Source organism: Gordonia sp. VNK21 (genome assembly GCF_046098115.1).
GTDB lineage: Bacteria > Actinomycetota > Actinomycetes > Mycobacteriales > Mycobacteriaceae > Gordonia.
The window spans coordinates 154,845-179,004 of the sequence record NZ_JBJURU010000009.1 but is presented as its reverse complement, the minus strand read 5'-3'; the positions used below and the strand labels follow the sequence as shown (position 1 = coordinate 179,004).

The window sequence follows — 24,160 nt, the reverse complement described above, 5'->3', positions numbered from 1 at the left end:
TGAACGTGCGGATGGCGCCGCCGGAGATCGGCTTCCTGGTGCAGGACTCCGGCGCCAAGGTGATCGTCACCGAGTCGATGCTCGCCCCGCTCGCCGACGCCGTCGCCGGTGCGAACGATGCGATCGATCACACCATCGTCGTCGGTGACACCGACAACCCGGCGCACCTGAAGTACGAGGATCTCGCCGCGGAGGACGACTCGGATCTCCCGGTGATCGACATCCCGGAAGAAACCGTCGCGATGATCATGTACACCTCGGGCACCACCGGAAAGCCCAAGGGCGCCATGCTCACCCACCAGAATCTGCAGGCGCAGGCGATGATCTGCCTGCAGGTGCTGGGAACCCGGCGCGACGACATCGGCTCGTGTGTGGCGCCGATGTTCCACATCGCCGGACTCGGGGCGATGACGCCGCTGATCTACATGGGCGCGCTCTCGGTGATCCCCCCGCTCGGCGCCTTCGATCCGAACGACATGCTCGACACGCTCGAGGTCGAGGGCACCACGTCGATCTTCCTGGTGCCGGCCCAGTGGCAGGCCGTCTGCGCGGCCCAGCAGGCCAAGCCGCGCGACCTGAAGCTGCGAGTGATCAGCTGGGGTGCCGCCCCGGCCTCGGACACCGTGCTCCACGCCATGAACGCGACCTTCCCGGAGGCGATGAACGTGGCCGTCTTCGGCCAGACCGAGATGTCGCCGATCACCTGCGTGCTGGAGGGGCGCGATGCGCTGCGCAAGCTCGGCTCGATCGGCCGGGTGGTGCCGGCGGTGACCGCGCGCATCGTGGACCCGGAGATGAACGACGTCGCCGTCGGCGACGTGGGCGAGATCGTCTACCGCGGACCGAACATGATGGCGGGCTACTGGCAGAACCCGCAGGGCACCGCCGACGCCTTCCGCGGCGGCTGGTTCCACTCCGGCGACCTGGTCCGTCAGGACGAGGAGGGCTTCCTCTACGTCGTGGACCGGGCCAAGGACATGATCATCTCGGGCGGGGAGAACATCTACTGCGCCGAGGTGGAGAACGTGCTCTACGGACACCCGAGCATCGTCGAAGCCGCCATTATCGGACGCGCCCACGAGAAGTGGGGCGAGGTGCCGGTGGCCGTCGTCGTCCTCGAGGAGGGAGTGGCCGATCTGACCATCGAGGAGCTCGAGCTTTTCCTGAACGAGAACCTGGCGCGCTTCAAGCATCCGAAGGACGTGGTGGTGGTCGACGAGCTGCCGCGCAACGCGGGCGGCAAGGTGGTCAAGCCGAAGCTGCGTGACGCCTACGGCAGCAAGGACGCGGGTCTGAAGGCCTGACTCGCGGCGGGTTGCCGGGCCGGACGTGGGGGCGGCCCGGCAGTCCGCTCGACACGCCGGAACAAATCGCGGAGTGTGTTTCAAAAAAATACTGGAACGTGTTTCAATTTTGGCGCGCGGTGACTACGCTCACAACAGGGGCGCGATCACCGCGCGCCACATGTCTACGCCGCAAGCGGCGGCGATCCGCGCCGAGTTAGCGAGGTTGGGAAGTTGAAGACGAAGGGTGCGCTCCTGCGGGAGCTGAATACGCCATGGCAGATCGAGGAGATCGAGATCGGCGACCCCAAGGCCCATGAAGTCAAGATCCGGATGGAAGCCGCGGGCATGTGCCACTCGGACCATCACCTGATGACCGGCGGCATCCCGATGGCCGGCTTCCCGATCCTCGGCGGCCACGAGGGCGCCGGCGTGGTGGAGGAGATCGGCGAGGGCGTGACCGACTTCGAGGTCGGCGATCACGTGGTCCTCTCGTTCATCCCCTCGTGCGGCAAGTGTCCGTCGTGCAAGGCCGGCCTGGCCAACCTGTGCGACTTCGGCGCCATGCTGCTGCAGGGTGAAGCCGTCTCCGACAACACCTTCCGCATCCACACCGCCGACGGCGAGCCGGTCTACCCGATGACTCTGCTGGGTACCTTCAGCCCGTACATGGTGGTGCACGAGGCGTCTGTGGTGAAGATCGACAAGGACATCCCGTTCGAGGTCGCCGCCCTGTGCGGATGCGGCATCCCCACCGGCTACGGCAGTTCCACCCGCAGCGGCGACGTGCAGCCGGGCGAGGACGTGGCCATCGTCGGCGTCGGCGGCGTGGGCACCGCGGCGCTGCAGGGTGCGGTGATCGCCGGTGCGCGCTACATCTTCGCCATCGACCCGGTCGAGTGGAAGCGCGAGCAGGCGCTCAAGTTCGGCGCCACGCACGCCTTCGCCAACGTCGACGAGGCCGCCGGTGCCATCGCCGAGATCACCCACGGCGGCATGTGCAAGAAGGTCATCGTCACCGTCGGCGAGGTCAAGGGCTCCGACGTCAACGGCTGGATGAATATCACCGCCAAGGCCGGCACCTGCGTGCTGACCGGCATGGGCCAGATGTTCGCCACCGACGTGACCCTGGACCTGTCGATGCTGACCCTGCTGCAGAAGAACCTGCAGGGCTCCATCTTCGGCGGTGCGAACCCCAAGCTCGACATCCCGCTGCTGCTGTCGATGTACAAGGTGGGCAAGCTGAACATCGCCGACATGATCACCCGCGAATACACCCTCGACCAGATCAACGAGGGCTACAAGGACATGCTCGAGGGCCGGAACATCCGCGGCGTCATCCGCTACACCGACGCCGACCACGAGACCGCCTGACGCCACCGCGCAGCAACTCACCCGCGAAGCCGCCGACCCTACCGGTCGGCGGCTTTCGCTGTCGCGATGCGCGCAGCCGCCGACCGCGTGGTTTACGCTGTTCGCGTTCATTCGAGAAAGGGCCCGGAAGTGGCAGAGAAGAAGAGGGTCAGCGTCGAGGCGAAGACCCCCAAGAGCAAGCCGGGCAAGGGCGGGCGGCCGTCCGGCAGCGCACCGTCCGGGCAGACCTGGGAGGCCTCGCCGGAGGCGAAGTCGACCGCACTCAAGCTGCGGATCGTCGCCGGCGTGCTGTGGGTGGTGGCCATCGCCCTGGAGGTCTTCACCATCGTCTGGGCCCTGGTACCGGACAAGGAGTTCGACACCGCGCGCATCTGGACGGTGATCGGGCTGATCATCGGTATCGGCGTGATCACCCTGATCGGCTCCTTCCTCTGGAAGAAGGCGAACAAGCTCGACCCGGCATCGGAGAAGGACACGTTCCGGTTCTTCGTGCAGAACCAGCTCGGCGTGATCATGACCGTGCTGGCCTTCCTGCCGCTGATCGTACTGATCCTGATGGACAAGAACCTCGACGGCAAGCAGAAGGGCATCCTCGGCGGCATCGCCGCGGTGGTGGCCATCGCCGTGGGCATCGCCAGCGCCGACTTCGATCCGCCGTCGGTGGAGAAGTACACCGGGGACCAGAACATCATCACCCTGCTGCACAACGGTGACCCGGACGCCACGGTCTACTGGACCAAGTCCGGCTCGGTGTACCACGTCTGCGACACCGTGCCGGCGGTGAACAAGGAGTCGTCCGACAACACCATCTACGACGGCACCATCGACGCCGCCCAGGAAGCCGGCAAGGAGCGGCTCACCAAGCAGTGGAAGTCCGAGGCGCGCACCTGCGGCTTCACCGAGGAGGACATCATCCGGGTGGAGCAGGGGCTGGCGGCGAATCCGTCGACCCTCGTCGACCCGGAGGAGGCGGCGCAGCAGACCGGTGAGGGGGAGCAGTCGACCCCGGCGCGCGAGAGCGAGCCGGCGCCCGTCGGCTGACGCGGCGGAGCCGGCCCGGCATAGGGTGGGAGGGGTGAAGGCCCTCAATGCGCTCGCGGACTGGCCGGTGGAGAACGTGGCGGCGGCCGTGATGACCGGCGACGGCGACTCGATCGCCGTCCACCGCCACGGCGACACCGCACGGGTGTTCCCGCTCGCCTCGGTGACCAAGCTGCTCGTCGCGCAGGCGGTGCTCGTGGCCGTCGACGAGGGCGCCGTCGAACTCGACGATCCGGCCGGACCGCCCGGTGCCACCGTCGCCCACCTGCTGGCGCACGCCTCCGGGCTGGCCTTCGACTCCCGCGACGTGCAGGCGCCTCCGGCGAGCCGGCGGATCTACTCGTCCGCCGGCTACGAGGTCCTCGCCGAAATCGTGGAGGCGGCAACAGGATTCGCCTTCCCCGACTACCTCGCCGAGGCGGTGTGCGTGCCGCTCGGCCTGACGTCGACAGCCCTGACCGGGCCGGCCGGGCACGGCGCCGAATCCAGCGTGGACGATCTGGCGGCGCTGGCCGCCGACTACCTGCGCCCGCGGCTGCGGCCGGTGCCGAGTGCGGCGCGGGCCGTGGACGTGTGGTTTCCCGGTCTGGACGGCTTCGTGCCCGGCTACGGCAAGCACCGGCCCAACGACTGGGGACTCGGACCCGAGCTGCGCGGACACAAGAGTCCGCACTGGACCGCGCCGAGCCACTCGCCCCGCACCTTCGGGCACTTCGGGCAGTCCGGCACCTTCCTGTGGGTGGATCCGGATCTCGACGCGGCCTGCGTGGTGCTCACCGACCGCGCCTTCGGCCCGTGGGCCAAACCGCTGTGGAGCGAGTTCAACGAGTCGGTCGTCACGGAACTGGGGACCGCCGGGCGCGGCTAGACTCGCACCGGGCTCAGCCGAGCAGATCGGCGTGATGGCGCCGGGCCACATCGGGATGGGCCCGCAGCCGCGCCTTGAGCATGTTCTCCCCGAACACTCCGGAGATCACATTGTCCGGATCCTCAGTGACTCCGCGCGCCTGCGCCGCGAGCTCGGCGGGCAACTCGATCCGCGGCATCGACGACGACAGCGCCGGATTGAAGAAGAACGGCACCGACAGCCGCTGGGTGCCCGGCGGCGGCGACTGAACGCGGTGCAGGGTGGCCTTGAGGTAGCCGTCGGTGGCGTACTCCATCAGCTCGCCGATGTTCACCACGAAGGCGTCCTCGACCGGCGGGGCGTCGATCCAGGTGCCGTCGTGCTCCACCTGCAGCCCGCCCTTGCCCGGCTCGACGAGCAGCAGAGTGAGCACCCCCGGATCCTTGTGCGCGCCCACGCCCTGACGGCTCTCGTCGTGCTCGCGGCCCGGATACCGGACCACCTTGAGCAGGGTGGACGGCCGCTGTGCGAAGGCGGCGTCGAAGACGTCCGGGGGCGCGCCCAGACTCACCGCCCACTCGCGCATCAGGACCAGCCCGAGCCGGCTGCAGCGCGCCTGCCAGTCGGTGATCACCTCGCGGAACCCCGGCAGCGCGGTGGGCCACAGGTTGGGCCCGTCCAGGCGCAGGTACGGCGGCTGGTCGCCGAGCGCCGGGTACTCGGCGGCCAGGTCGATCTGCTCGCGCCAGTCGATGCCGCCGTCGGTGTATTCGCCGCCGAACCGGGTGTAGCCGCGGAACTGGGGGCTGGCGAGCATCTCGACGGCGAACTTGTCGGCGTCCGGCAGTGCGAAGAAGTCCCGGGCGGTCTGGAAGAGCCGTTCGCGCACCGGGCGTTCGATGCCGTGCCCGACCAGATAGAAGAAGCCCACCTCGTGGGTGGCCGTACGCAGGGTGTCGCGGAACTGGAGGCGCTGAGCGTCGCCGCCGGAGAGCAGCGACAGGTCGACGATCGGCGGACCGGCGGATACGGAAGCCATCGGAACTCCTGGGGCAGGGCGAGCGGTTCTGGCATCCACGGTAGGCTCCCGCCGCTGCGGATAGGGTGACGGGGCAAGGGCGAGAACGGTTTCGGAAGAAGGTGCGGTGTGCGGGATCTGACGGCGGACGACCTGGGCCTGCTGTTGTCGGTGTTCGCGGTGCTGCTGCTGGCCTTCGCGGCGAACTTCCACTTCTCGCGCAAGGCAGTGCATCGGCACAGGCGGGCGGCGTTCGGTTTCGTGGTGCTCAACCTGGTCGGCGAGGTGGCGACGGTGGTCGCGCTGATGCTGACCTGGGTGGCGCTGTGGAGCCCGAAGGCCTGGGAGCAGATCGACGATCTGCTGGTGTTCGTGCCGGGCAGCATCTCGGTGCTGTGCGCGGTGATCCTGACCATCGAGTCGGTGTATGCGCGCACCCGGCACATCCTCGACGCCGCCCGCGACCGGGACGACGACGCCGACAGCGAGAGCCTCTGAGCCGGGCAGACCCCGCGAAGGGGAGAGACGAAAAACTTGGGCGACATTACCGACCCTGGAGGTCGGTGATGTCGCCCAAGTTTGTGCGGTTGCGGAGGTGCGCGTCCTGAACGGCGTCAGCCGACGCGCTGGCGCAGCCAGGTGACCTCGGCGCCCACCCCGCCCATGCGGTAGGGCTCGAGAGCGTCGTCCCAGGCGGTGCCCAGGGCGGCGTCGAGTTCGCTGGCCAGTCCGAGGCTGTCGGGCTGGGCGCTCATCATGGCGCGCAGACGCATCTCCGAGAGCAGGACGTCGCCGTTGGCGCCGGTCAGGCCGTGCCACAGGCCCAGCCCCGGCACGTAGCTGAAGCGCTCGCCGTCCACGCCCTCGCTCGGGTTCTCGGTGACCTCGAAGGCCAGTCCGGACCATTCGCGCAGCGCATTGGTCAGCCGGGCCGCGGTGCCGACGGGGCCGGCCCAGTCGACGGTCGCACGCATGCGGCCGGGCTCGGCGTCCTGTGCCGACCACTTGAGATCGGCACGGGCGTTCAGTGTCGACGACAGCGCCCACTCGACATGCGGGCACAGCGCGACGGGAGCGGCGTGGATGTAGACCACGCCACTCGTCAGATCCGCAAACTGATTCAGGTTGCGCACTGTTGTTCACCTCCGGTTCGACGAGGAACGTCTTCCCCAAGCCGCACTTCATCGATCCGGATAGCACACTGTTGATTCAAAGTATGCCTTGTGAGGCGCGTGTTGCGCTAGTTCTTTCTTGAGGTAATCGGGGAACACCGTGGTCCGCAGGCGTGTCGGCGGGGGCGGTATCGCCGACGAGGCCGGCCCGGCGGGCCGGGGAGGGGCTCACCTCGGGCAGGACCCAGCGACAGGGCAGAACCCAGTGCAAGGGCGGAGCCCAGTGCAAGGGCGGAGCCCAGTGCAAGGGCGGAGCCCAGTGCAAGGGCAGGACTCAGTGCAAGGGCAGGACTCAGTGCAAGGGCAGGACTCAGTGCAAGGGCAGAACCCGGTGAGGAGCAGGACTCAGAGCGGGATGTTCTTGTGGCGGCCGCGGCGGGCGGGGGCCTGCGCCAGGGCGGCCGCGATCGAGCTGCGGGTGACCGCGGGGTCGATGATCTCGTCGACGACGCCGATGGCCTGGGCGCGGCCCACCCCGCCGGCGATCTGCTCGTGTTCGACGGCGAGGCGTTCGTGCAACTCCTCGCGCTCGTGCTCGGGGGCGGCGGCGAGGGTCTTCTTGTGCAGAATGCCTACGGCGGCCTTGGCGCCCATCACGGCGACCTCGGAGCCCGGCCAGGCGAAGACGGCCGTGGCGCCGAGCGCCCGCGAGTTCATCGCGATGTAGGCGCCGCCGTAGATCTTGCGGGTCACCAGGGTGACCCGCGGAACGGAGCATTCGGCGAAGGAGTGCAGCAGCTTGGCGCCGCGCCGCACGACGCCGTTCCATTCCTGCCCCACACCGGGCAGGTAGCCGGGCACGTCGGTGAGTACGACCAGCGGCACGCCGAAGGCGTCGCAGAGCCGGACGAAGCGGGAGGCCTTCTCGGCGGCCTCGGAGTTCAGGCAGCCGCCCATGCGCAGCGGGTTGTTGGCGATCACGCCCACGCTGCGCCCGGCCAGGCGGCCGAAGCCGACGGTGATGTTGGGCGCCCACTTGGCCTGCAGCTCTTCGAAGGTGCTCACCTCGGTCACCCCGTCGGCGGCGTACTGCGTGTCGAGCAGCGCCTCGATGATCGGGTGGACGTCGTAGGCGCGACGATTCGATTCGGGCAGCAGTGCGCGCAGATCGGTGTCGCCGGCGGTGGCGGCGTCCTGGTCGATCCGCCCTTGGGCGGCGAAGCTGGTGACCAGCCGACGGGCGCGCCAGTAGGCGTCGGCCTCCGAGTCGGCGGTGATGTGGCTGACGCCCGAGCGCTTGCCGTGGGTGTGCGGTCCGCCGAGCGTCTCCATGTCGACGTCCTCGCCGGTGACGCTGCGGACCACGTCCGGACCGGTCACGAAGACCCGTCCCTCCGGGGCCATGATGACCACGTCGGTCAGTGCGGGTCCGTAGGCGGCGCCGCCGGCCGCGAAGCCGACGACCACCGAGATCTGCGGTACGTAGCCGGAGGCGCGGACCATCGCCTCGAAGACGCCGCCCACGGCGTGCAGGGCTTCGACGCCCTCGGCCAGCCGGGCGCCGCCGGAATGCCAGATGCCCACCACCGGGGTCTGCTCGGCGATGGCGGTGTCGATGGCGCCGACGATGTGAGCACATCCGACCACGCCCATGGCGCCGCCCATCACGGTGCCGTCGGTGCAGAAGGAGACGGTGCGGACACCGTCGACCATACCGACCGCGGCCTGCACCCCCGATTTGTCTCGGGGGTGCAGCAGCTCCAGGGAGCCGTCGTCGAAGAAGGTTTTCAGCCGCAGCAACGGATCGCGGGGATCGGTTGCTTCCGCACTGCCGGAGATGGGGGCGAGTGTGGTCATGGCGTTCTCCTTGACTGCCGGGGTGTGTCGGATGTGCTCGTCGGCGATGACCTCAGTAACGACCGAAGGCCAGAGCCACGTTGTGCCCACCGAATCCGAAGGAGTTGGAGAGCGCGTAATCGATCTGTCCGCGGCGGGCTTCGCCGTGGACGACGTCGATGTCGCCGCACTCCGGGTCGAGCGTCTCCAGATTCAGCGTCGGCGGAATGACGGACTCCTCCACCGACTTGATCGTCAGGACCGCCTCGAGGGCGCCGACAGCGCCGATCGAGTGACCCAGCGCCGACTTAGGCGCGTAGATCGCGGCGTGGTTGCCCACGGCGGCCTGAATGCCCAGCGCCTCGGCGGTGTCGCCGATGGGGGTGGACGTGGCGTGCGCGTTGACATGCGAGATGTCGGATTTCTCCAGGCCCGCGGTCTGCATCGCCCGCACCATGGCCCGGGTGTTGCCCTGACCGGTCGGATCGGGTGCCACCAGGTGGAAGCCGTCCGAGGTGATGCCGGCGCCCATCACACGGGCGTGGATGTGCGCACCGCGTGCCTTGGCGTGATCCTCGCGCTCGATGATCAGCATCGCGGCGGCCTCGCCGAAGACGAAGCCGTCCCGGTTCTTGTCGAACGGACGCGAGGCGCCCGCCGGATCGTCGTTGCGCGTACTCATGGCCCGCATCATGGAGAAGGCCGCGATCGGCACGGCGTCGATGTGTCCTTCGACTCCGCCGCAGACCACCATGTCGGCGTCACCCATGACGATGTGCCGCCACGCGTGGGCGATCGCCTCCGCGCCGGACGAGCAGGCGGAGACCGGCGTGATCACGCCGGCGCGGGCGCCGACGTTCAGGCCGGCGACCGCCGACGGGCCGTTCGGCATGGCCATCGAGACGGCCAGCGGCGACACTTTGCGGTAGTTCCCCGAGGACTCGATCGCGTTGACGGCGTCGATCATCGCGTCGCTGCCGCCCTGACCGGTGCCGATGACCACCGCGAGGCGGTCCGGATCGACCTCCGGCTCGCCGGCCTGGGCCCAGAGCCGCTTGCTCATCACGTGCGAGACCCGCTCGACGTATGCCATGCGGCGGGCTTCGACGCGCGTGACCTCCTCCGACGGATCCTCCAGGAGGCGTCCGCCGATGCGGCAGGGCAGTTCGCCGTACTTGGTGACGAAGTCATCGGTGAGGGCACGGATGCCCGACTCACCGGCGATGAGCTTCTCCCAGGTGGCGTCGAGGTCGACGCCCAGGGAGGTGGTGGCGACCATCGAGGTCACCACCACACTGGGGAACTCTCCACCACGAGTGGAGAAGTTTCGCAGCTCAGTCACGAGTTCTTCTTGTCTTCCTCGACCTTCGCGGCGATGGCGGCGGCGGCCTCGGGGTTCTCGGCTTCGAGCTTCTGGACGTAGGCGACGGTGTCACCGACGGTGCGCAGGGCGGCGAGGTCCTCGTCGGGAACCTTGACGCCGTACTTGTCCTCCACCTGGACGGCGATCTCCACCATCGACAGCGAGTCGATGTCCAGGTCGTCGACGAAGGACTTCTCCATGGTCACTTCGGACGGCTCGATACCGGTGACTTCCTCGATGATTTCGGCGATGCCGGCAACGAGATCTTCCTGACTGGCGGCCACGGTGTGGCTCCCTTCTGTGGGTGTTCGCGGTATATGCGGTGTGTACGGGATCGGCGTGAGCCGATTGGACGAGCCGCCGGGTGGGCGGCTTCCCGAGAGGCCGGGGTCCGGCCGCTATCCAAGTCCGGGGAGGTCCTCCAGGTCGGTGGGGACCTTGACGGCCCGCTGCGGTACGCCCTTGAGTTCGCGCTTGGCGATCCCGGCGAGCGCACCGGCCGGAGCGAGTTCGACGAGGGCGTCGGCGCCGTTCTGACGGAGGTACTCGCTGCACAGATCCCAGCGCACGGGGCTGGTGACCTGGGAGACCAGTCTGCTCAGTGCATCGCTGCCCGAGGCGACGGCGTTACCGTCGGCGTTCGAGAGCAGGGTCAGGGTGGGGTCGGCCGGGGTGATGGCCGCGGCGGCCGCGCCGACGGCCTCCTGCGCGGGGTCCATGAAGTGGGTGTGGAAGGCGCCGGCCACCGGGAGCTTGCGGATGCGGGCCTTCTCCGGGGCGTTGTCGACGAGCTTGTCGATCGACTCGAGGGCGCCGGCCGCCACGATCTGTCCCTTGGCGTTGCGGTTGGCCGGGATCAGCTCGAAGTCGGCCAGGCGCGCGAGGACCTCGTTCTCGTCACCGCCGAGGACGGCGGCCATTCCGGTGGGCACCAGGGCGCAGGCCTTGGCCATCTCGGCGCCGCGGATGCCGGCCAGGGTCACCGCATCGTCGTCGGAGATGACTCCGGCGATGGCGGCGGCGGCCAGTTCGCCGACCGAATGACCGGCGACGACGGTGCCGGCGGGCAGCTCGCCGTGGAGCCGGCGCAGCTGCGCATAGGAGAGCAGTGCGGCCGCGACCACGAGCGGCTGGGTCACCGCGGTGTCGGTGATCTCCTCGGCCGTGGCGGTGGTGCCGAGCCGGGCCAGATCGAGTCCGGTCGCCGTCGACCAGTCCGCCACCCGGTCCGCGGCCCCGGGCAGTTCGAGCCACGGGGTGAGCATGCCGGGAGTCTGGGAGCCCTGTCCGGGCGCAAGCAACGAAAGCACGTGACTAGAGAACACCCTCGGGGGCCCTTCGCGGGGTGTTGTGAGGTCCGAACCTTGAGGCTGGTTTTTGTAGGTTTCCTACAAAAGGGTGTGTGAGGGGTTTCGGTTGGTGCCCGCATCGTCATCGGGCTGAGATTCGTTACCGTTTCGATGCCAAATGGTCTCTGCCTGGGGAAATGGTTCGGTGAAACTGTTTCTTCTGTGACTGATGGTGCTTATGTGTGCGTTTCTTCGCCGATCTGAGTCAATCGGCCGACGGTCGCCGCGACACGCAGAACATAGGCGTCCCGAGGGTTAGCTGGGTCACGTCCGGTGATTTCGGCGATCTTTTTCAGTCGGTACCGCACCGTATTTGGATGGATGTACAACTCGCGCGCGCAGGATTCGATGGAGCCGCCGGCCTGAAGATAGCTGTCGAGGGTGACGGTCAGGGTGCCCGATCCGTCGGCCAGCGGGGTCACCAGAGTGTCGATCAGAGCGCGCACGGCGGTGCGATCACCGTTGAGGGCGCGTTCGGGGAGCAGATCGGCGCTGAACGACGGCCGCGGTGCCCCGGGCCACCCGACCACCGCATCCATCCCGGCGATCGCCTCCACCGCGCTCGAGTACGCCGAACCCAGATCGCGGGTGGTGGGTCCGATCACCACCGGTCCGGGCGCGAAATGCTCCATCAGGTCGGCGACGAAGCGGTCGGTGGTGCGGATGGAGCCGCTGACGATGGCGACGAGGCGATGGCCCTGCACCACCGACAGAGCTGCGCGGTCGTACTTGCGGGCGGTGTTGTGGATCGACACCGGCACCGAGACGTTCTGTTCGGGCGGGGGAGCGCCGACGATCACCGTGGCCGGGGCATCCGAGGCCCAGTTCAGGGCTGCGGCGCGGGAGAGCAGCTGCTGCCCGGTGTCGCCGCGGACCACGCCGTCGACGACGAGGGCCTCCATCCGCGAATCCCAGGCGCCGCGCGACTCGGCGGCGGTGGCGTAGATGGCGGCGGCCGCGAAGCCGATCTCCCGGCCGTAGCGCAGCACCGCCTCGGTGAGCGCGCGCAGCTGGCCGTCGTTACGGGCCAGCAACGGCAGCCACTTCTCGAAGAACTCCATCGCCACCCGGACCATCTCGACGGTCTGCAGCAGTGTGATCCGGCGGGTCAGGTCCTGCGGCACCACCTGGAACGCCTGAACGGTGAACCGCACGCTGCCGTCCGGGTCCTGCGTCCATTCGACGAAGTTGGCGACGGCGGTCTGCACCACCAGCTGCACCCCGGCCCGCTGGGAGGCGTCGAGCTCGGAGAAGTACGGCAGCTGATCGGACATCGAGTGCACGGCCTCGGTGGCCAGCCGGCCGCTGTACTGCTTGATGCGGCGCAGCAGCGGATCCGAGAGCGCCTCACGCACCTGCGGAGGCGGTGGCTGGATCGGGGCGCTGTTGTGCGCGTGGCCCATCCCGAGCGCCTCGGCCGCCTCGGCGGGGCTGGGAATCTCGGGTACCTCGGACACGCCTTTCAATGTAGAGGATGCGGCGTGTCCGAGGCCGAGCCGCAGCGGCGCCGGATACTGCGGCGCCGTCGGGGAAGCGTCAGGCCACGCCCGGATCGCTGGTCTGCTCCGGCGCAGCGCTCACATCGACGATCTGATAGCGGCGGGCGGCGTCGGTGGCCACCGAACGGTCGATCTTGCCGTCCCGGGCGAGGGCGACGAGGACGCCGACCGCGATCGACTCGGCGTCGATGTTGAAGAAGCGCCGGGCCGCCGGGCGGGTGTCGGAGAAGCCGAAGCCGTCGGCGCCGAGCGTCAGATAGGTGCCGGGCACGTATGCGCGGATCTGCTCGGGCACCCCGCGCATGTAGTCGCTGGCGGCGACGAACGGGCCGCCGCGTCCGCCGAGCACATCGGTGACGTACGGGGTGCGCACGGCGCCGTAGCGCAGTTCCGAGCGGTCGCACTCGATGCCGTCGCGGGCCAGCTCGGTCCACGAGGTGACCGAGTAGACGTCGGCGGCCACGTCGAAGTCCTCGGCGAGCAGGTCCTGGGCGCGCAGCGCGTCGCCCATCGTCACGCCGGAGGCCAGGATCGAGGCGGTCAGTGTCTTCTCCGCGGCGGCCGGACGGTACCGGTAGATGCCCTTGAGCAGGCCGGCCACATCCAGATTCTCCGGCTGGGCCGGCTGGGTGATCGGCTCGTTGTAGACGGTGATGTAGTAGAAGATCCGCTCCGGGTCGGCGCCGTACATCCGGCGCAGGCCGTCGTCGATGATGTGGCCGAGCTCGTAGGCGAAGGCCGGGTCGTAGGTCACCACCCCCGGATTGGTGGCGGCCAGCAGCGGCGAATGGCCGTCGGCGTGCTGCAGACCCTCACCGGTCAGCGTGGTGCGGCCGGCCGTGGCGCCGATGACGAAGCCCTGCGCCATCTGATCGGCCGCCGCCCACAGGCCGTCGCCGGTGCGCTGGAAGCCGAACATCGAATAGAAGATGTACAGCGGGATCATCGGCTCGCCCTGGGTGGCGTAGGCGGTGCCCACCCCGGTGAAGCAGGCGGTGGAGCCGGCCTCGTTGATGCCCTCGTGCAGGATCCGGCCCTGCTGGGATTCCCGGTAGGCGAGCATGAGTTCGGCGTCGACCGAGGTGTAGAGCTGCCCGCTCGGGTTGTAGATCTTCAGAGTGGGGAACCACGAGTCCATGCCGAAGGTGCGGGCCTCGTCCGGGATGATCGGCACGATCCGGTGCCCGATCTCCTTGTCGCGCAGCAACTCCTTGAAGATGCGCACCAGCGCCATGGTGGTGGCCACCTGCTGCTTGCCCGATCCGCCGGTGACCGCCTTGAGGGCCGACGAGGTGTCCGGGGTCAGCGGCTTGGGCGTGATCTGCCGGCTCGGCAGGAACCCGCCGAGCGTCTTGCGGCGTTCGAGCAGGTACTCCACGGTCGGCGAATCGGCGCCCGGATGGTAGTAGGGCGGCAGGTACGGGTTCTCCTCGAGCTGGGCATCGCTGATCGGCACCCGGGTGGTGTCGCGGAACGACTTCAGGTCGTCGAGCGTCATCTTCTTCATCTGGTGCGTGGCGTTGCGGCCCTCGAAGTGCTCGCCGAGGGTGTACCCCTTGATGGTGTGCGCCAGGATGACCGTCGGCTGACCCTTGTGCTCGAGGGCGGCCTGGTAGGCGGCATAGATCTTGCGGTAGTCGTGACCGCCGCGCTTGAGGTTCCAGATGTCCTGGTCGGTCATGTCCTTGACGAGTTCCTTGGTCCGCGGGTCGCGGCCGAAGAAGTGTTCGCGGATGAAGCCGCCGTCATTGGCCCGGTAGGTCTGGTAGTCGCCGTCGGGGGTGCGGTTCATCAGATTGACCAGCGCACCGTCCTGGTCGGCGCTGAGCAGCGCATCCCACTCGCGGCCCCACACCACCTTGATGACGTTCCAGCCGGCGCCGCGGAAGAAGGACTCGAGCTCCTGGATGATCTTGCCGTTGCCGCGCACCGGGCCGTCGAGCCGCTGCAGGTTGCAGTTGACGACGAAGGTCAGGTTGTCGAGGTGATCGCCGGCGGCCACGTGGACCAGGCCGCGCGATTCCGGCTCATCCATCTCGCCGTCGCCGAGGAACGCCCAGACGTGCTGATCGGAGGTGTCCTTGATGCCGTTGGCGTGCAGATACCGGTTGACCCGGGCCTGGTAGATGGCGTTCATCGGGCCGAGGCCCATCGAGACGGTGGGGAACTGCCAGAACTCGGGCATCAGCCGCGGATGCGGATAGGAGGGCAGGCCGCCGCCGAGGCCGGCGTGGCTCTGCTCCTGCCGGAAGCCGTCCATCCGGTGCGCAGAGATCCGGCCCTCGAGGAAGGCCCGGGCGTAGATGCCCGGCGAGGCGTGGCCCTGGACGAAGATCTGGTCGCCGCCGCCGGGGTGGTCCTGACCGCGGAAGAAGTGGTTGAAGCCCACCTCGTAGAGCGAGGCCGAGGAGGCGTACGTGGAGATGTGGCCGCCGACGCCGATGCCGGGCCGCTGGGCACGGTGCACCATGACCGCGGCGTTCCAGCGGATGTAGCGACGGAACTCGCGTTCGAGATCCTCGTCGCCGGGGAACTCGGGCTCGAGGTCGGTCGGGATGGTGTTGACGTAGTCGGTGGAGGTCAGCGCGGGCAGCTGCACACGCTTGTCGTCGGCGCGCTCGAGCATCCGGAGCATCAGGTAGCGGGCGCGTTCCGGGCCGGCGGCGGAGATCAGGGCGTCGAAGGACTCGAGCCATTCGCCGGTCTCGGCGGGATCGGAGTCGGCGAGATAGGAGGCCACACCGTCACGGATCACCTTCACCCGATTGGCGCCGCCGGTCAGATGCGGATCCGCTTCGGTGGTCTCGGTGGTGTTTGCGGGGGCCTGATCGGTCATGTTCTCACCTTCGTCGTGCTCGCGTCAGGCGCTCGGGATCGTGAGCGCCGGGTACCGGCTGCCGGGATGTGGCAGGCGGCGGCCGGGCCGCTCGATGGGGGCGGTCCCGACCCCTCCATCGTGCACCAACTCACCATCGGCCGCATGAATTGTGCTCGGTCACACTCGCTACCAACGAGTAGCTGTGATGCTTTGCTGGTGGGGCCCGTGTGACGAGCCGATCGAGAGGAGCCGCGGAGGTGACGAACCGGGGGAGACGACGCCCGTGGGTGGACATTCTACTGGTGCCCGCTGTGGCCGCGACGATGAGTCTGACCGGTTGCGGGGGCTCCTCGAACGAGTCCGCACCGACCGGCGATTCGAGTGTCGCCCCGGTGGCGAGCACCGCCGGCGCCGGCGACGAGGCGGCGATCGCCGTGTGCCGCCAGGTCATCACCTCGGCCGGGGTGATGGTGCGCGACTACAACGCATTCATCAAGCGGCTCAACGCAACTCAGAACTACGCGCAGATCGGCACCGAGGATCGGTACGCGCGCGAGACCCTCGATACGGGGGCCCGGCTGATCCGCGACGCGTCGACTCCCGAAGTGCCCGAGACGCTCGCGGACAAGGTCTACGCCTTCCTCGGCGCCACCGAGAAACTGTCCGAGCAGATCCGCAAGAAGAACAAGCTCGCCCTCAACAAGGCGATGACCGAATGGGGCGATACCCGCACCGAACTGCTCGATGCCTGCGGCGAATACATGCCCACCGGAACCTGAGCGAACGCGTCCGGCTCACCGCGAATCCTGTGCGAGGGGCCGATGAGCCTTTAGGCTTAGCGGAAGACGTTCGTCGCACGACGATGATCTGCAACACTTTCCGGGCGCCGGCCGGCGCCCGAACGACACGAGGAGGTCGCACGCGGTGGTAACCGCCACGTCGGGCAGCAACGCCGGGAAGCTCGGACTCACCAGGGGGATGGTGGTTCAGGAACTGGGCTGGGACGAGGACACCGACGACGACCTCCGGGCAGACATCGAGGACCTCATCGATGCCGAGATGGTCGACGAGGACTCGATCGAGGTGATGGACGCCGTGCTGCTGTGGTGGCGCGACGACGACGGCGACTTGGTGGACGCGCTGATGGACGCCATCGGCCCGCTGGCCGAAGGCGGCTTCATCTGGGTGCTCTCACCGAAGACCGGGCGCGACGGCTATGTGGATCCGGCGGAGATCGCCGAGGCGGCGCCGACCGCCGGGCTCTCGCAGACCAGCGTGGTGAACCTCGGCGACTGGTCTGCCACCCAGCTGGTCACACCAAAAGCCCGCAGCGGGAAACACTGATGTCCGGCGAGGCCGGGCACCTCCCGGTCGGCGCCACCGCACCCGATTTCACCCTGCGCGACCAGAACAATCAGCTGGTCTCGCTCGGGAGGCTGCGCGAGGACGGCGATGTTCTGCTCGTCTTCTTCCCGTTGGCGTTCACCGGCACCTGTGAGGGCGAACTCGGCCACATCCGCGACCATCTGCCCGACTTCTCCCGGGAAGGGCTGACCACCGTCGCGGTCTCGGTGGGGCCGCCGCCCACCCACAAGGTGTGGTCGTCGGCGCAGGGCTTCCTGTTCCCGATCCTCTCGGACTTCTGGCCGCACGGTCAGGTGGCCCGGGACTACGGGGTGTTCGACGAGACGCGCGGCTATCCGACCCGCGGCACCTTCCTGATCGGCCGGGACGGCGTCATCGGCTTCGCCGGCGCAGTCGGCCCGGGGGAGGCGCGCACCGCCCGGACCTGGGATGCGGCGCTGGCCGTCGCCGGGCGAGGCGCCTGACCCGGGCTGAATAAAACCCTGGCCGGACGGCGGCCGCTGCGGCACGGTGGTGGTCACTGCGGGTGTGGCTGAGTGGCGAGGCAGCGGTCTGCAAAACCGTGCTAGGCGGGTTCGAATCCTGTCACCCGCTCGACGATCCCGGTCGACGGACCCCGACCGCCCTCTGCGACGGGGGCCCGACGACCGGGTTCCTACGACCGGACTACGGTGATGTCGCCGGTCACGTGGTGCAGCGTGATCACGAGCTTCGCCGGACCGCTGACCGTCGGGGTGACGGTCAGCGGACTGTGGCCGTCGCCGGCTGCGGCGCCGTTCTCGCCCCCGACCCGGCCGTCGGCGGTGTAGACGCGCAGGTCCGCGTCGGCGGTGGGCGGGATCCCGTCGAGTCCGATCGTCACCGGTCGTCCGGCCTGCAGCTCGAGGTCGACCACCAGGAGCTGCGGGTCGGTCCGCGGCTGTGGGGCCAGGGTGACCGAGTCGGCCGAGACCAGGCTGGCGTCGGCGTCGATCCGCATGATCATCCGCGGGATCTGCCACTGCACCCCGATCAGCCGGTACAGATCGTCTTCCGACAGCCCCTGGACCACGGTCAGCGCACTGCGCAGCGCGGTCTGGACCGGATCGATGTGCCATCCGTCGCCGTCCCGGGTGGCCACCGCACCGTTGCCGGCGGACAGATCGTGCGCCGCCGAGGGCAGGCCGGTGGTCACGAGGCCGGCCAGACACCGGGTCGGCGCCCCGCCGTCGGCCTGCAGGCAGTCGTCGACGACGGTGCCGCTGGTGGTCTGCCCGCCGCGGCGCGCAGTGAAGTTCAGCCGCTCGACGGTCACATAGGTGGTGCCGCTGCGGCGATGCGAGGAGTACTCGCCGCCGGAGAACGTCAGTTCGTCGACTCGGCCGGAACCGAGCTGGGCATCGAGGTAGGAGCGGTAGATCGCGGCGAGCCGCCCGTAGTAGTGCGGCAGCGCTGCCGCGACGGGCTCGATGCTTCCGGTCCGGGTGGAGACGCTCAGCGCCTCGACGAAGCCGGCGGCCGCCGCCTCCGGATCGGCGAAGTCCGCGGTGTGGACATCGGCGCCGTAGTCGGGGGTGACGCCGGGATCAGCGTCGGTGGCCACCCGGTACTCGACGGCGGTGTAGAGCGGGCTGACGTACCAGCGGGCGTCGTCCCGCACCACCATGACGAAGGGGTCGAGCTGCCCGCCGTCGGCGGTCCGGGTGCGCAGATCGGCCACGTCGATGGTGTGGATGCCGGAAGCGAGTTCCTCGCCGAGGATCTCGCGCACGGCCTGATTCGCGACGGCCGGATCCACGGTCAGGGTGATCGATCCGCTGGTGAAGGTGACGCGGGACAGATCGTCGTTGAGGGATTCGGTGCGGGTCGTCACGCCGGTGGTGGTGACCGTGATGCCGTCGAAGAGCCCGCCCGACGGGCCGCCGCCGTCCGGTGTGCCCACCTGTTCGGCCTTGTCCTGCGCGGTGCGCAGCACATCACCGAGGGATCCGGACTCCGCCGGCGACAAAAGCCCGGCGATGCTCCGGACGTCGCGCTTGGAGACGGCGGCGAGCATGTCCAGCGCGGCGTTCTCCGCGGTGGTGGACCCCGATTCGCCCTGCGAGGGCACCGCCCAGATCACCACGGCGATCAAACCGAGGACGGCGACCAGCGCGGCGGCGCCGCCACCGATCAGCCAGTTGCGGCGACGGTGGTTGGGTGCGGCCGGCGGCAGCTCGGCACCGGCCGGCCGCGGGTACTGGCCGGCCGCCGGATGGTGGCCGGGGGTGGAGAACCGCCAGGACATGGCCGGCCCGGGCGCGGTGGGCGTCGTTTCGGGTCCGGGACCGCTGGCGGCATCGGGGCGCGGGTCGTCCCCCGCTGCGGGATCGCTGGGGTGTGACACGCTGCGCAGCCCTCCGCTCTGAATCGTCGGCCGTCGCGGCCCTCGAGAATCGCGCCAGCCTAACACGCAGGTGGGGCGACGATTCGCCGCGGCGACGGGGCGGTGTCGTCTATGCGAACGGGTGCCCGGACGTCGCGGCCGGGGCTCATCGCCGGATCTCACGGACGTTGATCGCGACCACGGCCGCTGCGGTCAGCGCGGTGGCGTAGAGCAGGGAGAGGAAGACACCCCAGAGCATGTTCGTCGGATCGAATTCGACCCGCGCGGCATCGAGCCAGGCCGCATAGTTGCGGGACGGGAGCACCGCACGCAGCCGGCCGAGCATGCCGAGTCCGCCGAGGACGTGGAAGCCGATGGTGATCATCACCGTGCCGGTGATCGCGACCGCGGTGTTGTCGTGGCTGACGGTGGAAAGCAGCAGGGCCAGGGCGGCGATCCAGGTGAGGTACACCAGGATGAACGCGACCATGATGGCCAGCCGGCCCAGGCCGGCGGCGCCGGTGACGCCTTCGCCGGCGACCGGGGAGAGCGGGCCGGGGCCGAAGAAGACCAGGCCGATGAGATAGCTCGCCACCGCGTAGACGAGCACCCCGGCGGTCACCAGCACCGACAGTGCTGCCGCCTTGATCAGCAGCAGCCGCGTGCGCGGCACGGGGACGGTGGCCAGCACCCTCAGGTAGCCCCAGTTGGATTCACGGGTCAGGGCGTCGCCGAACAGATAGGCCACCACCACGACCAGGAACAGCTGTGCGCCGACGAACAGGCACACCATCGTGAAGTTCTCGGCGCTGTCGGTGGCGAGCCGGCCCAGGACGTCGCCTTCGAAGACCATGTCGCTGCGCCCGGCCTTCATGGCGGCCGCCATCGCCAACGGCAGGACCAGCATGACGATCAGCAGCACGAGGGTGCCGCGGCGCCCGAACTGGCGGGCGCATTCGGTGCGCAGCCGCAGGGTGCGGCGCGGGTCGAAGCCCGGTGCGGCCCCGGAGGGATCGGCCGGTCCGGTCGGCAGCGGCGGGATCGCGGCGCTCACCGCGCGGCCTCCGGATCACCGGCGCTCGCCCGGTAGATCGCGGCCAGCCGGTCCGGGGTGCGCAGCGACCGGACGGCGATGCCGGCGTCGGCCACCGCGGCCAGCACGTCGGCGATCCGGGCCGGTCCGAGCGCGATCGTCACCGCGCCGGGCGGTGCCGCCACCACCTGCGGGCCGCCGGATGCGGTGGGGGCGAGGGCGGCGAGCGGCTGGGCGAGCAGATCCGCGGCCGCGGCCGGATCGTCCACGCCCACCTCGATCGTCGCCGGCTCGTCCGTCGTCTCCATCGGACCCCACCAGGCGACGGTGCCGCCGCGGATGACGACGCAGTCGGTGCAGAGGTCGGAGACCTCCGAGAGCAGGTGGCTGGCCACCACCACGGTGCGCCCGGAGGCGGCGTAGCGGCGCAGCACCCCGGCGAGCTCCCAGATCTGGTCCGGGTCGAGACCGTTGGTCGGCTCGTCCAGGATGAGCAGTTCCGGGAAGCCGAGCATCGCCTGGGCGAGGGCGAGGCGCTGCCGGGTGCCCTGGCTGTAGGTGCCGGCTTCCCGGTCGGCGGCCCGGGACAGACCGGTCAGCTCGACGACGTCGTCGATCCTCGCCTGCACGGGGTCGCGGCCGCTGATCTCCCAGAGCATCGCCAGATTCTCACGTCCGGTCAGTTGCGGCGCGAATCCCGGTTCCTCGATGGTCAGGCCGACGCGGGAGAGCACCGGTGCACCGGGCACGATCTTGTGGCCGAAGATCGAGACGGCGCCGGTGTCCGGCTCGGTCAGGCCGGCGATGATCCGCAGCAGCGTGGTCTTGCCCGCGCCGTTGGGCCCGAGCAGGGCGAGTACCCGGCCCGGCTCCAGGGTGAACGAGACATCGTCGAGCGCAACGGCTTTCCGGTAGCGCTTGGTCAGCCGGGTGACCGCGACCGCCGCGGTCCCGTCGAGGGCGGCAGGGGCCCGGCGCGTGCGGGCCAGCGTGCCGGTGACGGCGACGACGATCCACCCCGCCAGCAGGACGGCGATGCCGATGAAAGGCATCCACTGGGGCCAGCCGATCGGGCCAAACGTGAACATGGTGTGGTGACGGTATCACCGGTATACGGGGCGTACCGATCAGACGAATGACCGGAGCGGTGCGCGCGGCTCGCGCGAACGCGCACCGCGTTCTGTGGGTCGACTGTGCGCGCAGCAGGGATCGAACCTGCGACCACTGGTGTGTAAAACCAGGGCTCTACCGCTGAGCTATACGCGCCCGGGTCCTCGGCTCGCGTCGGAAGACCGTCAGGGACGAAGATATCCCGTCACCGCCACCGGCCCCAAACCGCAGGGGTGGGCGCGGAGGGTCCGGCGGGGTATCTGAATCGTGCGAACTGTTTGCTTATGAAATGAAAGTAATTCGTTTCGCAATCACTTCTTCTTCGTAGCCGATAACTTATCTGAATTCGGCATCACCGGTTGCGGGAAGTGCCTACTGTTGGCGTATCGAAGACCATCGGTCCGTTCGCTGGGGGGCGTAGGGATTGAACTGATCCGCAACCGAATACTCGTGGGCGGACCATGACTGCACGGAACGATGCCGGCTCGGCGACGAGTCAGGATTATCAAGACTCGGCGAAACTGAGACTGCCGCAGGCGAGTGCCATCGTCATGGGCTCGATCATCGGTGTCGGCGTGTTCAGTCTGCCGTACTCGCTATCCGAATACGGTCCGATCAGTATCGTCGCCATGGCGGTCACCACGGTCGGTGCACTAGCTCTGGCGATGATGTATTCGGCCTTGTCCAAGAGGATCGACGCGCCCGGCGGTCCCTATGCCTATGCGCGTGAAGCATTCGGCAACGCCACCGGATTCTTCAACGCCTGGAGTTACTGGATCACCGCGTGGGCCGGAAACGCGGCGATCGCGGTCGGGTGGGTCTATTACGTGGACTACTTCTTTCCGGGAGACTTCACCAACTGGGAGAAGTGCGGCATCGCACTCGCCGGCCTCTGGGTGCCGGCACTGATCAATCTGAGCGGCCTGAAGAACATCGGATCGGTACAGCTGGTCAGCACGATCCTCAAGTTCGTGCCGCTCGTTCTGCTGTCCTTCGTCGGCATCTTCTGGATCAAGGGCGTCAACTTCGACGACTTCAACGCCTCGAACGGGTCGGCGCTGTCCGCGGTGCTCGGCGCCATGGCCATCCTGCTGTTCAGCTATCTGGGCGTGGAGACCGCCACGGTGACGGCGGCTGCGGTCCGGGATCCGAAGAAGAACGTCTCGCGCGCCACCATTCTGGGCACTCTGGCCTGCGCCGTCGTCTACATCATGTCGCTGGTCACCGTCTTCGGTGTGGTGCCCAATCAGGAGCTGGCCGAGGAGGCCAATCAGGCCTCGTACGCCGTCGCGGCGAACCAGATCGTCGGGGGAACCTGGTCCGGCTACGTCGTGGCCGCGTGTGTGGTGGTGTCGGGCCTCGGCGCATTGAACGGCTGGGTCCTCATCTGCGCCGAGATGCCGCGAGCCGCCGCAGCGGACGGGCTCTTTCCGCATTCCTTCTCGGTGATGTCCAAGCGGGGCGTCCCCACAGTCGGTGTCCTGGCGGCCACCGTCCTGGCCAGCGTGGTGACCGTCATCAGTTCCGCTGGAAACAGCGGAGCGACCATCTTCAATACTCTGGTGTACATGACCGGGATCACGGCGGCCATACCGTACGGGTTCTCCGCACTGGCACAGATCAAAATGCGGATCATGGATGCCAAGAAGATGCAGATATCTCGATTCGGCCGTGACGTACTGGTCGCGCTCGTCGCACTGGTCTTCTCCATTCTGTTCATCATCTACTCGCGTAACACCGATGATGCCGACGCACAGTGGTACACCGTGTACGGGCCGTATCTGATGACTGTCGGCGCATTTGTTCTCGGCATTCCGGTGTATCTGTACATGCACAACAGGATGACTGAAGTTCCGGAGCTTCCGGATTATTCGGTGGTGGACGAGCCGTCCTCCGTCGAGAACTGAACAAGGGCCACGAGGGGTGCTCTTGTGTCTGTTTCGCTGCCAACGAAAGGAAAATGATGACTCTGAGTGTTGATTCCGAAGTGGGTGCCCTGAAGAGGGTCATCGTCCACAAACCCGGACTGGAACTGTTCCGGCTGACGCCGGCGAATATCGACGGCCTGTTGTTCGACGATGTCATGTGGGCAGAGAAGGCACGCGCCGAGCACGATGCGTTCCAGCAGAAGCTGCGCTCCTTCGGCGTCGAGGTCTTCGAGTTCGGGAGCCTGCTGCAGCAGGCCATCGACGCGCCGGGGGCCCGCGAGTGGCTGACCGATCGGCTGACCACGGAGAACAGGTTCGGTGCCGCGCTGGAAGGACCGCTCTCGCGGCTGCTCGACTCGCACGACTCCCGCCAGCTGGCAGGGCTGATGATCGGCGGGCTCCTCAAACGCGAGGCGATGCCCTACCTCGAGGGTGTGGACAGCCTGCTGCTCGACTACCTCGGGCCCGACGACTTCCTGCTCAGCCCGTTGCCGAATCACCTCTTCCAGCGGGACAACTCGGCCTGGATCTACGGCGGCGTCTCGGTGAGTCCGATGGCCAAGCCGGCGCGACGGCGCGAGACGATCAACTCGCGCCTGATCTACAACTTCCACCCGCTGTTCCGCGACGCGGACTTCCAGTTCTATTACGGCAACGACTCGGCCGACCACAGCAAGGCCACGGTGGAGGGCGGCGACATCCACGTGCTCGGCAACCGTCACGTCATGATCGGCATGGGCGAGCGGACATCGCCGCAGGGGCTGGAGGTTCTGGCCGAGCGGCTGTTCCGAGGCGAGCGGGTACGGCTAGTACTGCACTGCCAACGGCTCGTGCACCTAC

The 24,160-nt window shown here is 68.5% G+C and carries 21 protein-coding genes and 2 tRNA genes; 11 read left to right on the top strand and 12 right to left on the bottom strand.

Annotated features, from left to right (window positions below; genetic code table 11):
- The 4 genes from ACJMNC_RS11790 to ACJMNC_RS11775 all read left to right on the top strand — a co-directional run.
- Positions 1-1,304: AMP-binding protein (locus tag ACJMNC_RS11790; protein WP_408948141.1), on the top strand; the 1,304-nt coding region annotated here is incomplete at its 5' end.
- A gap of 213 nt (positions 1,305-1,517) precedes the next feature.
- Entirely contained in the window at positions 1,518-2,657 is a 1,140-nt protein-coding gene (locus tag ACJMNC_RS11785; RefSeq protein WP_408948140.1) for an NDMA-dependent alcohol dehydrogenase, read from the top strand.
- A 129-nt stretch (positions 2,658-2,786) separates the two neighbouring features.
- Positions 2,787-3,698, top strand: a complete 912-nt coding sequence (locus ACJMNC_RS11780; protein ID WP_408948139.1) for a hypothetical protein — start codon at positions 2,787-2,789, stop codon at positions 3,696-3,698.
- Positions 3,699-3,732: 34 nt separating this feature from the next.
- The gene (locus tag ACJMNC_RS11775) at positions 3,733-4,566 is read left to right on the top strand and encodes a serine hydrolase domain-containing protein (RefSeq protein WP_408948138.1); all 834 of its coding nucleotides are present in this window, start codon (positions 3,733-3,735) and stop codon (positions 4,564-4,566) included.
- A gap of 13 nt (positions 4,567-4,579) precedes the next feature.
- On the opposite strand, the gene ACJMNC_RS11770 is transcribed toward ACJMNC_RS11775, so the two are convergent.
- The gene (locus ACJMNC_RS11770; RefSeq protein WP_408948137.1) at positions 4,580-5,584 is read right to left on the bottom strand and encodes an isopenicillin N synthase family dioxygenase; all 1,005 of its coding nucleotides are present in this window, start codon (positions 5,582-5,584) and stop codon (positions 4,580-4,582) included.
- 108 nt (positions 5,585-5,692) lie between these two features.
- Between ACJMNC_RS11770 and ACJMNC_RS11765 the strand changes: the two genes are divergently transcribed.
- Entirely contained in the window at positions 5,693-6,061 is a 369-nt protein-coding gene (locus ACJMNC_RS11765) for a hypothetical protein (RefSeq protein ID WP_408948136.1), read from the top strand.
- A gap of 116 nt (positions 6,062-6,177) precedes the next feature.
- On the opposite strand, the gene ACJMNC_RS11760 is transcribed toward ACJMNC_RS11765, so the two are convergent.
- From ACJMNC_RS11760 to aceE, 7 genes are all read right to left on the bottom strand, one after another.
- Positions 6,178-6,696: a DUF3145 domain-containing protein gene (locus tag ACJMNC_RS11760; protein WP_408948135.1), complete on the bottom strand. Its 519-nt coding sequence runs from the start codon at positions 6,694-6,696 to the stop codon at positions 6,178-6,180.
- A 384-nt stretch (positions 6,697-7,080) separates the two neighbouring features.
- A complete protein-coding gene (locus ACJMNC_RS11755) occupies positions 7,081-8,532 on the bottom strand; it encodes an acyl-CoA carboxylase subunit beta (protein ID WP_408948134.1) in 1,452 nt (483 codons plus the stop codon).
- A gap of 52 nt (positions 8,533-8,584) precedes the next feature.
- Positions 8,585-9,853: a KasA/KasB family beta-ketoacyl-ACP synthase gene (locus tag ACJMNC_RS11750; protein WP_408948133.1), complete on the bottom strand. Its 1,269-nt coding sequence runs from the start codon at positions 9,851-9,853 to the stop codon at positions 8,585-8,587.
- Positions 9,850-10,158, bottom strand: coding sequence for a meromycolate extension acyl carrier protein AcpM (gene acpM / locus ACJMNC_RS11745; protein WP_408948132.1), 309 nt, complete (start codon positions 10,156-10,158; stop codon positions 9,850-9,852). The genes ACJMNC_RS11750 and acpM overlap by 4 nt, the downstream gene beginning before the upstream one ends.
- 114 nt (positions 10,159-10,272) lie before the next feature.
- Complete coding sequence (locus ACJMNC_RS11740; protein WP_408948131.1) at positions 10,273-11,184, bottom strand: ACP S-malonyltransferase; 912 nt, start codon at positions 11,182-11,184, stop codon at positions 10,273-10,275.
- A 215-nt stretch (positions 11,185-11,399) separates the two neighbouring features.
- The gene (locus ACJMNC_RS11735) at positions 11,400-12,626 is read right to left on the bottom strand and encodes a PucR family transcriptional regulator (protein ID WP_408948183.1); all 1,227 of its coding nucleotides are present in this window, start codon (positions 12,624-12,626) and stop codon (positions 11,400-11,402) included.
- Between the two features lie 133 nt (positions 12,627-12,759).
- Positions 12,760-15,558 (bottom strand): pyruvate dehydrogenase (acetyl-transferring), homodimeric type, encoded by a 2,799-nt coding sequence (gene aceE, locus ACJMNC_RS11730; protein WP_408948130.1) that lies wholly within the window; start codon positions 15,556-15,558, stop codon positions 12,760-12,762.
- A 284-nt stretch (positions 15,559-15,842) separates the two neighbouring features.
- On the opposite strand from aceE, the gene ACJMNC_RS11725 reads away from it, so the two are divergent.
- The 4 genes from ACJMNC_RS11725 to ACJMNC_RS11710 all read left to right on the top strand — a co-directional run bounded on the left by ACJMNC_RS11725 (position 15,843) and on the right by ACJMNC_RS11710 (position 17,499).
- Positions 15,843-16,319: a hypothetical protein gene (locus ACJMNC_RS11725; protein WP_408948129.1), complete on the top strand. Its 477-nt coding sequence runs from the start codon at positions 15,843-15,845 to the stop codon at positions 16,317-16,319.
- 145 nt (positions 16,320-16,464) lie between these two features.
- Positions 16,465-16,884, top strand: a complete 420-nt coding sequence (locus ACJMNC_RS11720) for a DUF3052 domain-containing protein (protein WP_408948128.1) — start codon at positions 16,465-16,467, stop codon at positions 16,882-16,884.
- Positions 16,884-17,369 (top strand): peroxiredoxin, encoded by a 486-nt coding sequence (locus ACJMNC_RS11715; protein WP_408948127.1) that lies wholly within the window; start codon positions 16,884-16,886, stop codon positions 17,367-17,369. Before ACJMNC_RS11720 ends, ACJMNC_RS11715 begins: the two co-directional genes overlap by 1 nt.
- Positions 17,370-17,427: 58 nt before the next feature.
- Positions 17,428-17,499 (top strand) — tRNA-Cys (locus tag ACJMNC_RS11710).
- 61 nt (positions 17,500-17,560) lie between these two features.
- Here the strand turns inward: ACJMNC_RS11710 and ACJMNC_RS11705 are convergent.
- From ACJMNC_RS11705 to ACJMNC_RS11690, 4 genes are all read right to left on the bottom strand, one after another.
- The gene (locus tag ACJMNC_RS11705; protein ID WP_408948126.1) at positions 17,561-19,270 is read right to left on the bottom strand and encodes a hypothetical protein; all 1,710 of its coding nucleotides are present in this window, start codon (positions 19,268-19,270) and stop codon (positions 17,561-17,563) included.
- A 145-nt stretch (positions 19,271-19,415) separates the two neighbouring features.
- The gene (locus tag ACJMNC_RS11700; protein ID WP_408948125.1) at positions 19,416-20,303 is read right to left on the bottom strand and encodes an ABC transporter permease; all 888 of its coding nucleotides are present in this window, start codon (positions 20,301-20,303) and stop codon (positions 19,416-19,418) included.
- On the bottom strand, positions 20,300-21,370 hold the full coding sequence (locus ACJMNC_RS11695) for an ATP-binding cassette domain-containing protein (RefSeq protein ID WP_408948124.1): 1,071 nt from the start codon (positions 21,368-21,370) through the stop codon (positions 20,300-20,302). The genes ACJMNC_RS11700 and ACJMNC_RS11695 overlap by 4 nt, the downstream gene beginning before the upstream one ends.
- 106 nt (positions 21,371-21,476) lie before the next feature.
- Positions 21,477-21,548 (bottom strand) — tRNA-Val (locus ACJMNC_RS11690).
- Positions 21,549-21,853: 305 nt separating this feature from the next.
- Between ACJMNC_RS11690 and ACJMNC_RS11685 the strand changes: the two genes are divergently transcribed.
- Together ACJMNC_RS11685 and ACJMNC_RS11680 are read left to right on the top strand one after the other, a co-directional pair.
- Entirely contained in the window at positions 21,854-23,299 is a 1,446-nt protein-coding gene (locus ACJMNC_RS11685; protein WP_408948123.1) for an amino acid permease, read from the top strand.
- A 56-nt stretch (positions 23,300-23,355) separates the two neighbouring features.
- On the top strand, positions 23,356-24,160 hold an 805-nt coding region (locus ACJMNC_RS11680), incomplete at its 3' end, for an arginine deiminase family protein (protein WP_408948122.1).

Coding starts and splice junctions, on each gene's coding strand:
- ACJMNC_RS11770 (WP_408948137.1), bottom strand. CDS start 5,584: ATGGCTTCCGTATCCGCCGGTCCGCCGATCGTCGACCTGTCGCTGCTC.
- ACJMNC_RS11755 (WP_408948134.1), bottom strand. CDS start 8,532: ATGACCACACTCGCCCCCATCTCCGGCAGTGCGGAAGCAACCGATCCC.
- ACJMNC_RS11735 (WP_408948183.1), bottom strand. CDS start 12,626: ATGGGCCACGCGCACAACAGCGCCCCGATCCAGCCACCGCCTCCGCAG.
- aceE (WP_408948130.1), bottom strand. CDS start 15,558: ATGACCGATCAGGCCCCCGCAAACACCACCGAGACCACCGAAGCGGAT.
- ACJMNC_RS11715 (WP_408948127.1), top strand. CDS start 16,884: ATGTCCGGCGAGGCCGGGCACCTCCCGGTCGGCGCCACCGCACCCGAT.
- ACJMNC_RS11695 (WP_408948124.1), bottom strand. CDS start 21,370: ATGTTCACGTTTGGCCCGATCGGCTGGCCCCAGTGGATGCCTTTCATC.
- ACJMNC_RS11685 (WP_408948123.1), top strand. CDS start 21,854: ATGACTGCACGGAACGATGCCGGCTCGGCGACGAGTCAGGATTATCAA.